Below are 15,289 nucleotides of genomic sequence, written 5' to 3'. Positions count from 1 at the left end.
CGATGCTCCAATCCATGGCCGATGCGCCACATATTCCCGTTCTGCTCGATGAAGTGCTCGACGCGCTCGCCATTTCCCCTGGCGAAACGCATGTCGACGGCACGTTCGGCGCAGGCGGCTACAGCCGCGCCATGGCGGCCAAGGGCGCGCGCGTCGTCGCCTTCGACCGCGATCCGGATGCCATTCGCGAAGGGCAGGGGGTTGCGCAGGCATCAGGCATCACGCTGATCGAGGGTAAGTTTTCGCGGATGCAGTCGCTGCTCGGCGAGGCTGGCGTCGACCATGTGGCAGGCGTGACGCTGGATATCGGCGTGTCCTCCATGCAGCTGGACCGTGCGGATCGCGGCTTTTCCTTTCAGGCCGATGGGCCGCTCGACATGCGGATGAGCAAGGCGGGGACCAGCGCCGCCGATTTCCTGAACACCGCGCCCGAAGAAGCGATCGCGGACGTCATCTATCGCTATGGGGAAGAGCCCAAGTCGCGGCGCATCGCCCGCTTCATCGTCGAGGCGCGGCCTTTGGCGCGCACGGGAGAGCTTGCGACGGTCGTACGGCGCGCGCTTGGGCACAAGCCGCATGACAAGAAGGACCCCGCGACACGGGTGTTCCAGGCAATCCGCATTCACCTGAACCAGGAACTGGAAGAGCTGGAGCGCGGGCTCGAGGCGGCCGAGGCAGTGCTGGAGCCGGGCGGTCGTCTGGCCGTCGTGACCTTCCACAGCCTTGAGGATCGGATCGTGAAGCAATTCCTGCGCCGGCGTAGCGGAAGCGAAGGCGCCGGTTCACGGCATCTCCCGATTCAGGCCAAAGCCGACGCGCCGACATTCTCCAAACCTGCAAAGGCTGTACGCGCCGGGCCTGCCGAACTTGCTACTAATCCGCGTGCACGTTCCGCCACCTTGCGCAGCGCCGTGCGCACAGCGGCACCTGCCTTTTCATCCGTCCCAAAGGGGGTCCGGTCATGATAGCCGTGAAGCGTCTGCAAAGTCTGTTCTGGGTGCTGCTTGTCACATTGGGCGCGCTGTCGGCCTATCTCGTGTCGCTGCGGGCGGCGACCGAGCGGAATGACCTCAACAAGGTCAGGATGCAGATCGCCCAGACGCGCGCGGATATCCGCTATCTGGAGACGGAGTTCAGCGCGCGCGCCAGTCTTCGGCAGCTTGAGCGTTGGAACGCTGAGGATTTCCGCTATTCCACGCCGACCGTGGCGCAATATCTGAGCGGCGAGCGCGCGCTGGCCAGCCTGGACGGGGTGCAGCAGAACGGGCCGGAATATGTCGCGCCGCCGGTGATGGCCGCGATGGTGCAGGCGCCCTCCGACGTTCCGGCGCCGGTGCAGGTGGCGCAGGCGAGCCCGGCCAAGACGCAGATCCGCAGCGATATCGCCCTCATTCGTACTGCTCAGGCAGCGGACAAGGTGGAAAAGCTGTCTCAACCTGCGAAGGCGAAGTCGTCCCCGCAAGCGGAGCGCAGCCGTCCCACCCCGGTGGCGCGCAACGCCGAGCGCATGGCGATGCTCGATTCCAAGTTGCTGGACGATCGCACTCTGGGCGACCTGAGCGCCCGCGCTGCCGGTGAAAAACGCAAGGGGGCGCGTTGATGGCGACGCTGGTCGTTCGGCCAGACCGGCCAAGGACAGGCCCGGACCGAATGAACCTGACGGGGTTGGCCCACCAGCGTCTGGTGTTGCTGCTCATCCTGTTCATAGCGATCACGGGCTTGATCATGGTCCGGCTCACGTGGATGGGCATATCGTACGGCATGAGCAACCGGGAGGTTTCAGTCGCCGGGATACTGCCGCGCGCCGATATCGTCGATCGCAACGGCGTACCGCTGGCCCGCACGATGGACGGCTATTCGATTTCGGTGCGGCCGGACCGGCTGATCGGCGATCCGGCCGAGCTGGCACGCAAGCTCAATGAGATATTTCCCGACGAGAGCGCGGCAGTCTTCTACAAGAAGCTGACCGGCAGGGGCTGGGCATATCTGCGCAAGCGTGCCCTCCCTGAGCAGGTCGCGGCTGTGAATGCACTGGGCGAAGTCGGCATCGAGTTTCCCCGGGAGAAAGAGCGCGTCTATCCGCAGCGCACGCTTGCCGCGCACGTGCTGGGCTTTCCGCCGACCGACGGCGCGGGCGGCATGGGCGTGGAGTTGGCGTTCAACGATCAGTTGATGGCGCTGGGTGCCAAGGGCAAATCCTTCGCCATTTCGATCGACACGCGCGTCCAGGCTGCACTGGAAAGCGAGCTTTATACGCAGATGGTGGCGCAGCGTGCGCGCGGTGCGGGTGGCGTGATACTCGATGCCAACACCGGCGAAGTGATCGCCTTGGCGTCGCTCCCCGTCTTCGATCCCAACAAGCTGATCGCGGACACGGCCAAGAGCTGCAATGACTCCGCGCGATGCAATGACATGGTGCAGTCCCGCTACGAACTCGGTTCCACGTTCAAGCCGCTCTCTGTCGCGGCGGCAATGGATCATGGCACCGTCACGTCGATGTCGAAGAAATATGACGCCACCGCGCCGCTGGCCGTGGCGGGGTTCCGCATCAAGGACGATCATCCGCTTGGCCGCTGGATCAACGTGCCCGAGACATTGGTGCACAGTTCGAACATCGCGACTGCGCGAATTGCCGACGAGATGGGGGCCGCTCCAATGCAGGCCATGTTCCGTTCCCTGGAATTCGACCGGCGCTCGAGCATCGAATTGAAGGAGCGCGCCGGCACCTTGTGGCCCTCCAACTGGGGCAGGTTGACGACGATGACCGTCTCCTATGGGCACGGCATCGCGGTGACGCCACTCCATTTGGCCAGTGCCTATGCCGCGCTGGTCAATGGCGGCATCTGGCGGCCTGCCACGATGCGTCGTCTGTCGCCAGGCGAAGTGCCGCACGGCCGCCGCGTGTTCACGGCCGCGACGAGCGCGCGGATGCGTCAGTTGCTCCGGATGATCGTTGCGGCGGGTACGGGCCGCAGCGCGGACGCCAAGGGGTTTCGCATCGGCGGAAAGACGGGCTCGGCCGAAAAGCCGTTCGAGGGCGGCTATGCCCATCACTCGCTCGTGACGACTTTTGCCTCGGCCTTTCCGATGGACGATCCGAAATATGTCGTGCTGACGATGATGGACGAGCCCAAAGGTAGTCCCGAGACTTTTGGACTGCGCACTGCCGCCTGGACAGCCGCGCCGGTTGTTAAGCGTGTGGTGGAACGTGTAGGACCGATGCTCGGGATATTCCCGGACGAGCGGCGCGACGTGGACATTTCCGAGTTGATGCCGCTCCTGTGGAAAGCAAAGGGCGAGGAATAATGCGGCTGGACGCCTTGATCGAAGGAGCGGATAGCTCGGCTTCGGCAGTGCAGGTGACGGGCTTCGCCATCGACCATCGCAAGGTTGCGCTGGGCACGGTCTTCGGTGCCTTTCCGGGCGCACGGTTCAATGGCGAGGATTTCATTGCCGATGCTGTCGCGGCCGGGGCCATTGCGGTGGTGGCGCGTCCTTCTGCGGCAGTGACGGGCGCAGTGCATCTTGCCGATGCGGAACCGCGTCGCCTGTTCGCGTCGCTGGCGGCTAAATTCTTTGCGCCGTTCCCTGAAACCACGGTTGCGGTCACGGGAACCAATGGGAAGACGTCGACGGTCGAACTGACCCGGCAGCTATGGCGGCTGATGGGGGAGAAGTCGGCCTCCATCGGCACACTGGGGGTGACGACGGCAATCGATCAGGTTTCTACGGGTTTGACGACCCCGGACATCGTGACGTTCCTTTCCAACATGTCGGGCCTCCGCCGCGAAGGCATCACGCATGCCGCGTTCGAAGCTTCGAGCCATGGGCTGGACCAGTTTCGCACCGAGGGTCTGCCGGTGAAGGCGGGGGCGTTCACGAACCTCAGCCGCGATCATCTGGATTACCATGGCGACATGGACAGCTACTTCGACGCGAAGATGCGGCTGTTCGACGAAGTGGTTGCTCCGGGTGGGTCGGCCGTGATCTGGGCGGATGACCCCAAATCGGGCGAGGTCGTCGCGCGCACGGAGGCAAGAGGGCTGCGGGTCTTTTCGGTGGGCACCGAGGGCAAGGATCTGAAGCTTGTCGAGCGGACGCCGACGCATCTGGGTCAAACGATGCTGATCGAAGCAGGGGGCAAGACGCACAAGGTGAACCTGCCGCTGATCGGTGCCTATCAGGCGGCGAACGCGCTTGTGTCTGCCGGGTTGGTGATCGTGACGGGTGGCGACGCCACGAAAGTATTGGAATTCCTGGGACGGGTGCAGCCGGTGCGCGGGCGATTGGAGCGAGCCGTCATCAGTCGCGCGGGTGCTCCTGTCTATGTGGACTATGCCCACACACCCGATGGCCTGCGCGCCGCCATAGAGGCGCTGCGTCCCCACACGCGCGGCAAACTGATCGTGGCGTTCGGTGCAGGCGGCGACCGCGATGTCGGCAAGCGCCCGCAGATGGGTGCAGTGGCGACGGAACTGGCGGACGTGGTGATCGTCACCGACGACAATCCGCGCTCCGAGGAGCCTTTGGCCATTCGTGCGGCGATCATGGCCGGCGCTCCGGGGGCTATCGAAATCGGCGGGCGTCGCCCGGCTATCTCGGCAGCCATCGCACAGGCTGGCGCGGATGACATCGTGCTGCTCGCAGGCAAGGGGCATGAACAGGGCCAGATCATCGGCGACCGAGTGCTGCCGTTCGACGATGTAACGGTCGCGCGGGAATGTGCGGAGTGATGCCGTGAGGCCGCTCTGGACCTCGGAGGAAATCGCGGCAGCGGTGGGCGGAACGGCGTCCGCCGCTTTTGCCGTTTCGGGCGTCGCTTTCGACAGCCGCGAAGTCGGTCCCGGCGACTTGTTCGTCGCGCTGAAGGGCGAAGAGACTGACGGGCATCGCTACATTGATACGGCGCTGGCTGCCGGAGCGGCTGGCGTGCTGGTCAGTGAACCGGTCGCCGCCCCGCACATCTGGACGGGCGACAGCTTTGCAGCGCTGCAGGCGCTTGGCCGGGCGGCGCGCGTTCGGACCAAGGCTGCGATCATCGGCGTTACCGGATCGGTCGGCAAGACGGGCACGAAAGAAGCGCTGTTTCAGGCGCTTGATCGGGCGCGGCCGGGGCGGGTCCATCGGTCGGTCAAGAGCTACAACAATCATGTCGGCGTGCCATTGAGCCTGTCGCGCATGCCCGCGGAGAGCGCCTTCGGCATTTTCGAAATGGGGATGAATCATAGCGGAGAACTGTCCGCGCTGACGCAGCTTGTGCGCCCCAATGTCGCAATCGTGACGGCCATTGCGCCTGCGCATATTGAGTTCTTCGCTTCGGAAGATGCGATTGCGGACGCCAAGGCGGAGATATTCGAAGGGCTGGAGCCGGGCGGCACGGCGATCATTCCCTTCGACAGCCCTCAATATCTGCGGTTACGCAACCATGCCGAGCGCTATGCGTCGAACATATTGAGCTTCGGGCTTGGCAGGGGCGCGGACATTCGTGCGGTGGAGGCCGTGTCGGCGGCGCAAGGCGGCACGTTGGTCACGGCGAAGCTGCCGAAGGCTGACATCTGCTTCACCATCGGGGCTCCGGGCGAGCATTGGGTGACGAATGCGCTGGCCGTGCTGGGCGCAGTCGACGCCGTGGGCGGCGATTTGGCGGCGGCGGGTCTGGCGCTGGCCGAACTGCCGGGACTGGCGGGGCGGGGTGCGCGGACGACGCTCCATGTTCAGGGCCGCGAAGCGCTGCTGATCGACGAGAGCTATAACGCCAATCCACTTTCCATGGGCGCAACCCTGCGCCAGTTGGGGACCGAGAAGGCTGCGCGTCGGGTCGCGGTTCTGGGGGCGATGAAGGAACTGGGCAGCCGCAGCGCCGAACTGCACGCTGCGCTTGCCGAGCCCATTGCGGCGAGCGGTGTGGATTATGCGATCCTTGTCGGCGAAGACATGACTCCGCTGGCCGAGCGGCTTGCAGGGCAGGTGCCTTTCGCGCATGTGCCCGACGCCAATGCGGCCAAGGCGCTGATCCTGTCCAAGGTACAGCCGGGCGACGCGATATTGGTAAAGGGATCGAATAGTGTCGGCCTTTCGCGCGTGGTCGCGGCGCTGGCCGATGGAGATAAAGAATAATGTTGTACTGGCTGGCGCAGACGCTGGAATTCCAGGGGGTGTTCAACCTCATCCGGTATCTGAGCTTCCGCACGGGCGCGGCGATCGCGACCGCATTGGTGATCGGCCTGATCATCGGGCCGCGTTTCATCGGCTGGCTACGCGTTCGTCAGGGCAAGGGGCAACCTATTCGCGAAGACGGGCCTCAGAGCCATTTGTCGAAGCGGGGCACGCCGACCATGGGCGGGCTGATGATCCTGACGTCAATGATCGCGTCCGTGCTGTTGTGGATGAACCTGTCGTCCGTTTACGTCTGGGCGTGCATCTTCGTGACGCTCGGCTTTGGCGCGATCGGGTTCCTCGACGATTATGACAAGGTTACGAAGGCCAGCCACAAGGGCTTGTCCGGAAAATTCCGCCTGCTCTGTGAGTTCCTGATTGCGGGCGTGGCTGCGTGGTTGATCGTGGGGCATAATGGCACGGCGCTTTATGTGCCGTTCTGGAATGGCCCGGCCATCGACCTTGGGCCATTCTACTTCGTGTTTGCGGCGTTCGTGATCGTCTCGTTCGGCAATGCGGTAAATTTGACGGATGGGCTCGATGGGCTGGCCACGATGCCGGTCATCATTGCGAGCCTTGCCTTCATGCTGATCGTTTACCTGGTCGGCCGCGCCGATTTTGCCGAGTATCTCGGGATCCCGCATGTGCCGGGGGCAGGCGACCTCACCATCCTGTGCGGCGCGATCATAGGGGCGGGCCTTGCTTTCCTTTGGTTCAATGCGCCGCCTGCCGCGGTGTTCATGGGCGACACCGGCAGTCTGGCTTTGGGCGGCACCATCGGCGTCATTGCCGTCAGCGCGCACCATGAGATCGTCCTCGGCATCATCGGCGGGCTGTTCGTGGTCGAGGCGATGTCGGTCATCATCCAGGTGTTCTTCTACAAGCGCACCGGGCGGCGCGTATTCAAGATGGCGCCGATACACCATCATTTCGAACAGCTTGGCTGGGCTGAGGCGACGGTCGTGATCCGGTTCTGGATCATCGCTTTCGTGCTGGCGCTCGCGGGTCTAGCCACGTTGAAGCTGCGATGATCGTCAGCCCCGCCTTCGCCGGGAAAACCTATGCCGTGCTGGGCCTTGCGCGCAGCGGTCTCGCGACTGTCGCAACGCTGGTGGCGAGTGGTGCGCGGGTCGTCGCCTGGGACACGCGGGAGGAAGCGCAGGCGCTGGTCGCGGAAAAGGCGGAGATCGCTGACCCGCTCACCATCGACCTCAATGGCTTCGATGGCATCGTCGTTTCACCGGGCGTACCGCTGAACCGCCATCCGATAGCGGAAAAAGCGCGCGATGCGGGTGTTCCGATCATCGGCGACATCGAGTTGTTCGCACTGGCGCGGGCGTCCCTTCCGCCGCACCGGGTCGTCGGCATCACCGGTACCAACGGGAAGTCCACGACTACGGCGCTGATCCACCACATCATCCGAAGCGCTGGCATAGCTGCGTCGATGGGTGGCAATATCGGCTTGCCCGTGCTGGGCGAAGCGCCCCTGCCGGAGGGCGGCGTCTACGTCCTCGAACTGTCCAGCTACCAGATCGATCTGACCTACAGCCTCGACTGCGATGTGGCGGTGCTGCTCAATATCACGCCGGACCATCTCGATCGGTACGATGGGTTCGAGGGTTATGTCGCGTCCAAGGCGCGGCTGTTCGCCATGCAGGGCGCGGAACATGGCGCCGTCATCGCCATAGACGATGAGCCCAGCCGGAGCATCGCCACGCAGGTCTCCGCAAAGCTGCACTCGGTTTCGGCGCAGGATGTGGACGGAATCGCGCAGGCGCTTTGGCCGTCGCTGCAAGGGCCGCACAATGCGCAGAATGCCGCCGTGGCGATCGCGGTGGCCGGTGCCCTTGGCATTTCGGAAGCTGTGACCAAGGCTGCCCTTGCCACCTTCTCAAGCCTGCCGCACCGCATGCAACGCGTGGGGGAAGTGAATGGCGTCCTCTACGTCAATGACAGCAAGGCGACCAATGCTGCATCTACTGCACCGGCTCTCGCAGCCTATCCGCCTGTCGAGGGAAAGCCGCGCATTCACTGGATAGTCGGCGGGATCGCCAAGACGGACAATCTCGACGAGTGCGTGCCCTATTATGGCAACGTCTCCCACGCGTACACCATCGGCGAGTCTGGCCATATGTTCGCTGACATCCTGCGCCCGCACATGGAAGTGGATGACAGCGAGATGCTGCTGACGGCCGTGCGCCGCGCCGCGCGGGTTGCTCAGCCGGGGGATGTGGTGCTGCTCTCGCCCGCGTGCGCATCGTTCGATCAGTTTCGCGATTTCGAAGCCCGCGGCGATGCGTTCGTAGCCGCCGTGAAAGCGCTGGAGGAACCCGATCATGGCTAGCGGCAGCTTCAAGCCGGGCAGGCTGGTGAACGGGCTCCGTGGCAAGACGGTGCCCCGCGAACGCACGGCGCTGGCCATATGGTTCTGGGAAATTGACCGCGTGCTCCTGTCGTTGATCGCGGTGCTGATCGCGATCGGGCTTGTAGCGGTTGCCGCCGCGTCGCCGGTTGCGGCTATCGACCGTTCGACCAGTCAGGTGGCGGTGAACCCGCTGATCTACTTCTACCGACAGTTGATCTGGGTGGGCATCGGGCTTCCGGTGATGCTGGTCATCTCCATGCTTCCCCGTACGCAGGCCCGGCGGCTTGCGGTGGTGTTGACGGCCGTGTTCCTGGTCATGCTGTTGCTGGTGCCGATCCTTGGCAATACCATCAACGGGGCCAAGCGCTGGATCGACCTGCCGGGCATGCGCTTCCAGCCTTCCGAGTTTCTCAAGCCCGCTTTCGTCGTGACATTGGCGTGGCTGCTGTCGCTGCGTGGCAAGGATGCGAGCTTGCCGGTCATATATATAAGTGGGCTGCTTACTGCATTCGTCGCGCTGTTGCTGATGCGGCAGCCGGATTTTGGCCAAACCGTGATCTTCTGCGCGGTCTGGGGCGCGCTGTTGCTGCTTTCGGGCGTGTCGATGAAGGCGATTGGCGCTTTGGCGGCCGCGGCGATGGGTCTCTTCGTGCTGACCTACATGTTTTATGAGAACGGCCGGAACCGCATCAACGACTTTCTCGGGCTGGGCATCGCCACCGATACTGGCCCCGATCAGGCGGATCTGGCGCACAAGACGATCACCAATGGCGGATTTACGGGCGTCGGTCCGGGCGGCGGGCAGGAAAAGTTTCATCTGCCTGAGGCGCATACTGATTACATCTTCTCGGTGATCGGCGAGGAGTTCGGGCTGCTGGCGTGCATCGGCATCGCCATCGTCTATCTGGCCATCATCGTGCGCGTGCTGCTGCGGCTGTTGGACGAGGAAGACAGCTTCGTCATCCTCGCCGCTGCGGGCCTCACGACGGAACTCGGACTGCAGGCGATCATCAACATGGGCGTCAATGCCCATATATTTCCGTCGAAGGGCATGACGCTCCCCTTTATCAGCTATGGCGGCTCCTCTATGCTTGCGCTTTGCATCGGGGTCGGCCTGTTGCTGGCGTTCACACGTCGCAACCCGTTCATGGACCGCAGCCCCTATGTGGTGAAATGGAGCGGTCGATGAGTATTTCCCGTCACTTCGTTCTCGCGGCTGGCGGGACCGGGGGACATATGATCCCTGCCTATGCGGTGGCGAAGGAGCTGACTGCGCGCGGCCATCATGTCGCGCTGGTGACGGACGAGCGTGGTGCGAAAATTCCCGGCATCTTCGAGGATATGCAGGTGCATGTCCTTCCAGCCGGCCGCATGCAGGGAGGGCCGGTTGGCTGGCTGCGCGGGTTGAAGGCGATCCTTGCAGGTCGGGCCATGGCAGTGCGATTGTACGAGACGTTTCAGCCGACCGCGGTAGTGGGCTTCGGCGGATATCCGGCGCTGCCCGCTGTGCTGGCCGCCTTCAAGATGGGCATTCCGACTGCCTTGCATGAGCAGAATGCCGTGCTGGGTCGCGTAAATCGCCTGCTCGCGCGTAAGGTGGATGCGATCGCGACGGCGTATCCGATCGTCGAGCGTCTGGCCGACAAGCATACCGACAAGGTACACCTCATCGGCAATCCAGTGCGGTCCGAAGTGATGGCTTTGCGCGAGGACGAGTTTCCCGCTTTCACGGACGAAAGCGTGTTCCGCCTGCTCGTGACTGGCGGCAGTCAGGGCGCGACCGTGCTTTCCAGCGTGGTGCCTAATGGTCTCGCGCTGCTGCCGGTGGGTCTGCGCCGCCGCCTGCAGGTTACGCAGCAGTGCCGGGCTGAGGACATCGAGAAAGTCCGGCAGACCTATGCCGACATGGAAATTCCGGCGGACCTCTCGACCTATATCGAGGATATGGCGGAGAAGCTGAGCTGGGCGCATCTGGTGATTGCGCGCGCCGGCGCTTCCACCATCGCCGAGCTGACGGCGGCAGGGCGTCCCGCTATTCTCGTGCCGCTGCCTACGGCAATGGATGATCACCAGACCGCCAATGTGCGGGAAATGGTGGACAGCGGCGGCGCGCGATCGATCCAGCAATCGCGATTCACGCCTGTCGAACTCGCCAAGCAGATGCAGAAGATGGCGATGGAACCCGGCGCGCTGGCCAATGCGGCAAAGCGCGCGCGCTCCTGCGGGCGTCCTTATGCGGCGCGCGACATGGCCGACCTTCTTGAGAGTATTGGACAAGCCCCGATCATGAACGATCCCCTGCGGACAACACCGCCGCCGCCCGCCAGCCTCACCTTGCATGGCGTTCCGGCATGAGGGGTGTTGCGATCGACATCGGCACCATTCATTTCATCGGCATTGGCGGCATCGGCATGTCGGGCATTGCCGAAGTGATGCACAATCTTGGCTATAAAGTGCAGGGCAGCGATGTTGCCGAAGGCTATGTGATCGAGGGTCTGCGCAAGAAGGGCATTCCGGTCGCTATCGGGCACAAGGCCGAAAATCTGGGTGATGCCGCCGTCGTCGTCACGTCCACGGCGATCAAGCGCGGCAATCCGGAAGTCGAACTGGCGCTGGAGAACCGCATCCCGGTGGTGCGTCGCGCGGAAATGCTGGCGGAACTGATGCGCCTCAAGTCCACCGTCGCGGTGGCGGGGACGCATGGCAAGACCACGACGACATCGATGGTCGCGGCGCTGCTGGACGCGGGCGGGGTGGACCCCACGGTCATCAACGGCGGCATCATCAATAGCTATGGGTCGAATGCGCGGCTGGGCGCTTCGGACTGGATGGTGGTCGAGGCGGATGAGAGCGACGGCAGCTTCCTGCGGCTGGATGGCACCATTGCGGTCGTCACCAATATCGATCCCGAGCATCTGGATCATTATGGCGGCTTCGACGCGGTGAAGGATGCGTTCGTCGACTTCATCGAGAATGTGCCTTTCTACGGGGCGGCCATTGTCTGCCTCGACCATCCGGAGGTGCAGGCGATCCTGCCGCGTGTGCAGGACCGGCGCGTCGTGACCTACGGGTTCAGCGCACAGGCTGACATTCGCGGCGAGAATGTCGTGTCTTTCCCCGGCGGCAACCGCTTCGACGTGCAGGTGCGTGAGCGCGACGGCAGCACCCGGCGTATCGAAGGCATCGAAATGCCGATGCCTGGCCGCCACAATGTGTTGAACGCCATGGCCGCCATCGGCGTCGCGCTGCAAATGGGCATTGACGATGCGACCATCCAAACCGGCTTTTCCAAATTCGGTGGCGTGAAGCGGCGTTTTACCAAGGTGGGTGAAATCGCGCTTGGGGGCGGCACTGCGACGGTGATTGATGATTATGGCCATCATCCGGTCGAGATCCGCGCCGTCCTCGCCGCGGCACGGGAGGGCGCGCGCGGGCGTGTCATTGCCGTTGTCCAGCCGCACCGCTTCACGCGGCTGCGCGACCTGATGGACGATTTCCAGCAGGCGTTCAACGATGCTGATGTTGTCTATGCCGCGCCCGTCTATCCCGCCGGTGAGCAACCCCTCGAAGGGACTGACAGCGCCGCGCTGGTTGCAGGCTTGAAGCGTCGTGGTCACCGGGCCGCCTCCGTGATCGACGGGCCGGAAGCGCTTGCGACTGCGCTCGCAGCCGATCTCCAGCCCGATGACATGGTGATATGTCTGGGCGCCGGTGATATAACGAAGTGGGCGGCCGGCCTCGCGACATCTATCACGGCTGCTCTTTCGGAGACGGCGTCATGATCGAATTCGTGGACCTGTGCATCGACATGCAGAAGCGCGTGATCGAAGCGCATGAGAAGAGTCTGGAGGCGGCGCACAAGACGTTGAAAGGGGCCAATGCCTCCGTCGCCATGCAGGAGGCCGTGACCGAAGCGACCAAGGCCAATGTTGCTGCCTGGGAGCGTTGGATCGCCCTTTGGACCGGGCGGAAATGACGGTTACGCTGGCGACGCTTCCTCCCCTCGACGGTACGATAGAACCGGGCGGCAGCCTTGCTGACTTCATCTGGTTCCGCACCGGAGGACCTGCCGAATATCTGGTCCGACCCCGCGACGTGGCGGACCTTTCCCGTTTTCTGGCGTCACTCGACCCTGAGTTGCCGGTTCTGCCAGTGGGAGTCGGCTCCAACCTTATAGTGCGGGACGGGGGCGTGCCGGGCGTCGTCGTGCGCTTGCCCAAGGCGATGCAGAAGGTGGCTATCGAGCCCGGAAATCGCGTGCGGGCGGGTGGTGCTGCGATGGGGATATCGGTCGCCAGTGCGGCACGGGACGCCGGGATTGCAGGGCTGGAATTCATGCGCGGCATTCCGGGCACGGTGGGCGGCGCTGTGCGGATGAACGCCGGGGCGTACGGCCGCGACACCAGTGACATTCTTGTCGAAGTGACGCTCGTCCTCCGGAATGGCGATGTGGAGACGTGGCCGGCCGCGAAGCTTGGCTATACGTATCGGCACAGCGAATTGCCCGAGGGCGCGGTTGTGGTTGAGGCGCTTTTCGAAGGCGTGCCAGGTGATACTGCCACCATTGGAGCGGAAATGGACCGGATAGCTGCGGAGCGCGAGGCGAGCCAGCCGCTGCGCAGTCGCACCGGCGGATCGACGTTCAAGAACCCCGATGGCCATAAGGCATGGGCGCTGATCGATCGGGCGGGCTGTCGCGGCTTGCGGCGAGGTGATGCGCAAGTCTCTGAAAAACACTGTAATTTCCTTCTAAACCTTGGTAGCGCCACCAGCGCGGATATCGAGGCCTTGGGCGAGGACTTGCGGGACAAGGTGAAGGCCAACAGCGGCGTGGAGCTTGAGTGGGAAATTCAGCGGATCGGGGTGGACAAGTGAGGGGCCCCTGGCATGTCGCGGTCCTGATGGGCGGCTGGTCGGCCGAGCGCTCCGTATCGCTGTCGTCGGGGGAGGGTATCGCCAGGGCGCTGGAGTCGCGCGGCCATCGCGTGACGCGTATCGATATGGATCATGAAGTGGCGCTACGCCTGCATGAGGCAAAGCCCGATGTCGTGTTCAATGCGCTTCATGGCGTTCCGGGCGAGGACGGAACCGTGCAGGGCATGATGGACCTGATGGGGCTGACCTACACGCATAGCGGGTTGGCCACGTCGGTCATTGCCATCGACAAGCAGCTTACCAAGCAGGCGCTGGTGCCGCACGGTATCCCGATGCCGGGGGGCCAAGTCGTGGAAAGCGCTTCCCTGTTCGAGGGTGATCCGATCCCGCGGCCCTATGTGGTGAAGCCAGTGAACGAAGGATCGTCTGTCGGCGTCGCCATTGTGACCGATGAGAGCAATTTCGGAAGTCCGATCGGGCGCGATGTCGAGGGGCCATGGCTGCACTTCGATGCTTTGCTTGCAGAACCTTATATTCGTGGGCGGGAGCTGACGACGGCGGTGCTGGGCGATGAAGCCCTGCTGGTTACGGAACTGCGGCCCAAGAGCGGCTTTTATGACTTCGATGCCAAATATACCGATGGCATGACGGACCATATCTGTCCCGCCGATATTCCCGACGACGTGACCGAGCAGTGCAAGGCCATTGCCCTACGCGCGCATCAATTACTCGGCTGCAAGGGCGCATCGCGGTCTGATTTCCGTTGGGACGACACGCAGGGCGTCGACGGGCTGTTCCTGCTGGAGGTCAACACCCAGCCGGGCATGACGCCGCTTAGCCTGGTGCCCGAACAGGCCGCGAAGCTTGGCATCGACTATGCCGAACTGGTCGAGCGGATCGTCGAGGATGCAGTGGCCGGGGGGCACAAGACATGAGCGATGCAAGGATCAGGCGCGGCGGCACAAGCCGCCTTTCGCCGCGAAGCACGACAGCATCGCGAGGTGGCGGGCGTGGCCGCGCACTGAAAAAGCAATCGCGCCTCGATCGGATCGTTGCTGCGTTGCCGATCAGCAATGAGACGCTGCAACGTCTGGCGACATGGGGGATCGTGCTGGTCGTCGGCGGCGTCGCTGTCGCTACGTCGATGTTCTTCGGTCTGCCCGCCATGGCCAGGATGGAGTTCGCCAATGCCACCGCCAAGGCAGGGTTCGAAGTCGCCAAGGTCGAAGTGCATGGCGTCGAGCGTATGGACGAACTCGCCGTCTATAATATCGCGCTTGGGCAAGTGGACCGCTCGATGGTCAATGTCGATCTTCCCAAGTTGCGCGGCGACCTGATGACGTTGGGTTGGGTCAAGGACGCGCGCGTGTCACGCCGCCTGCCTGATACGCTGGTTGTGGACATCGTGGAGCGTCAGCCGGTTGCCGTGTGGCAACATGCCGGGCAACTGCGCCTGATCGACGTAACGGGGGCAGTGCTGCAAACCGTCGCGGCGTCCAGCATGCCGGACCTGCCGCTGGTCGTGGGCCCGAACGCCAACAAGCAGACGGCGCGGCTGAGCCAATTGCTGGAGGCTGCTCCTGCGTTGAAGCCGGTGCTGGCAGGCGCGACATGGATCGGAGATCGCCGCTGGGATTTGCGGTTCCAGTCGGGCGAAACTTTGTCGCTGCCGGAGGGCGAACCGGAGGCAGCGGCCGCGCTGGTGAACTTTGCTCGGATGGATGGCGTCAACCGGTTGCTGGGGCGTGGAATTATTCGCTTCGACATGCGCGATCCCGACAAATTCGTGCTACGCATGCCGAAGGATCGCACGCCCAAGGGGGATGATGCGAAGTCGGACGCGCCCAAGGAAGCCAAGATCGCGGCGACCAATGGCGACGGGGAAGTCTGAAG

The 15,289-nt window shown here is 63.7% G+C and carries 14 protein-coding genes; all 14 read left to right on the top strand.

The window, feature by feature from the left end; genetic code table 11:
* Window positions 1-2 precede the first annotated feature (2 nt).
* From rsmH to QHC67_RS02505, 14 genes are read left to right on the top strand one after another with little or no spacing between them, the layout of a single operon-like run.
* Window positions 3-965 (top strand): 16S rRNA (cytosine(1402)-N(4))-methyltransferase RsmH, encoded by a 963-nt coding sequence (gene rsmH, locus QHC67_RS02570; protein WP_319290744.1) that lies wholly within the window; start codon window positions 3-5, stop codon window positions 963-965.
* Window positions 962-1,600 carry a colicin transporter gene (locus tag QHC67_RS02565; protein ID WP_319290604.1) on the top strand — a complete coding sequence of 213 codons (639 nt, stop codon included), beginning with the start codon at window positions 962-964 and terminating at the stop codon, window positions 1,598-1,600. The genes rsmH and QHC67_RS02565 overlap by 4 nt, the downstream gene beginning before the upstream one ends.
* Complete coding sequence (locus QHC67_RS02560; protein ID WP_319290602.1) at window positions 1,600-3,306, top strand: penicillin-binding protein 2; 1,707 nt, start codon at window positions 1,600-1,602, stop codon at window positions 3,304-3,306. Before QHC67_RS02565 ends, QHC67_RS02560 begins: the two co-directional genes overlap by 1 nt.
* Complete coding sequence (locus QHC67_RS02555; protein WP_319290600.1) at window positions 3,306-4,733, top strand: UDP-N-acetylmuramoyl-L-alanyl-D-glutamate--2,6-diaminopimelate ligase; 1,428 nt, start codon at window positions 3,306-3,308, stop codon at window positions 4,731-4,733. The genes QHC67_RS02560 and QHC67_RS02555 overlap by 1 nt, the downstream gene beginning before the upstream one ends.
* 4 nt (window positions 4,734-4,737) lie before the next feature.
* The gene (locus tag QHC67_RS02550) at window positions 4,738-6,117 is read left to right on the top strand and encodes a UDP-N-acetylmuramoyl-tripeptide--D-alanyl-D-alanine ligase (RefSeq protein ID WP_319290597.1); all 1,380 of its coding nucleotides are present in this window, start codon (window positions 4,738-4,740) and stop codon (window positions 6,115-6,117) included.
* Window positions 6,117-7,187, top strand: coding sequence for a phospho-N-acetylmuramoyl-pentapeptide-transferase (mraY, locus tag QHC67_RS02545; protein ID WP_319290595.1), 1,071 nt, complete (start codon window positions 6,117-6,119; stop codon window positions 7,185-7,187). The genes QHC67_RS02550 and mraY overlap by 1 nt, the downstream gene beginning before the upstream one ends.
* Entirely contained in the window at window positions 7,184-8,500 is a 1,317-nt protein-coding gene (gene murD, locus QHC67_RS02540; protein WP_319290593.1) for a UDP-N-acetylmuramoyl-L-alanine--D-glutamate ligase, read from the top strand. Before mraY ends, murD begins: the two co-directional genes overlap by 4 nt.
* Entirely contained in the window at window positions 8,493-9,710 is a 1,218-nt protein-coding gene (locus QHC67_RS02535) for a putative peptidoglycan glycosyltransferase FtsW (RefSeq protein ID WP_319290591.1), read from the top strand. The genes murD and QHC67_RS02535 overlap by 8 nt, the downstream gene beginning before the upstream one ends.
* Entirely contained in the window at window positions 9,707-10,876 is a 1,170-nt protein-coding gene (gene murG / locus QHC67_RS02530; protein WP_319290589.1) for an undecaprenyldiphospho-muramoylpentapeptide beta-N-acetylglucosaminyltransferase, read from the top strand. The genes QHC67_RS02535 and murG overlap by 4 nt, the downstream gene beginning before the upstream one ends.
* On the top strand, window positions 10,873-12,303 hold the full coding sequence (gene murC, locus QHC67_RS02525; protein ID WP_319290587.1) for a UDP-N-acetylmuramate--L-alanine ligase: 1,431 nt from the start codon (window positions 10,873-10,875) through the stop codon (window positions 12,301-12,303). Before murG ends, murC begins: the two co-directional genes overlap by 4 nt.
* Complete coding sequence (locus QHC67_RS02520) at window positions 12,300-12,497, top strand: hypothetical protein (protein ID WP_319290585.1); 198 nt, start codon at window positions 12,300-12,302, stop codon at window positions 12,495-12,497. Before murC ends, QHC67_RS02520 begins: the two co-directional genes overlap by 4 nt.
* Entirely contained in the window at window positions 12,494-13,396 is a 903-nt protein-coding gene (gene murB / locus QHC67_RS02515; RefSeq protein WP_319290583.1) for a UDP-N-acetylmuramate dehydrogenase, read from the top strand. The genes QHC67_RS02520 and murB overlap by 4 nt, the downstream gene beginning before the upstream one ends.
* Window positions 13,393-14,331, top strand: a complete 939-nt coding sequence (locus QHC67_RS02510) for a D-alanine--D-alanine ligase (protein ID WP_319290581.1) — start codon at window positions 13,393-13,395, stop codon at window positions 14,329-14,331. The genes murB and QHC67_RS02510 overlap by 4 nt, the downstream gene beginning before the upstream one ends.
* A complete protein-coding gene (locus tag QHC67_RS02505) occupies window positions 14,328-15,287 on the top strand; it encodes a cell division protein FtsQ/DivIB (protein ID WP_319290579.1) in 960 nt (319 codons plus the stop codon). Before QHC67_RS02510 ends, QHC67_RS02505 begins: the two co-directional genes overlap by 4 nt.
* Window positions 15,288-15,289 lie beyond the last annotated feature (2 nt).

The sequence above is a fragment of the Sphingobium sp. genome (genome assembly GCF_033795625.1).
GTDB lineage: Bacteria > Pseudomonadota > Alphaproteobacteria > Sphingomonadales > Sphingomonadaceae > Sphingobium.
The sequence above is the reverse complement of the archived record's forward strand: the minus strand, read 5'-3'. Positions and strand labels throughout refer to the sequence as shown.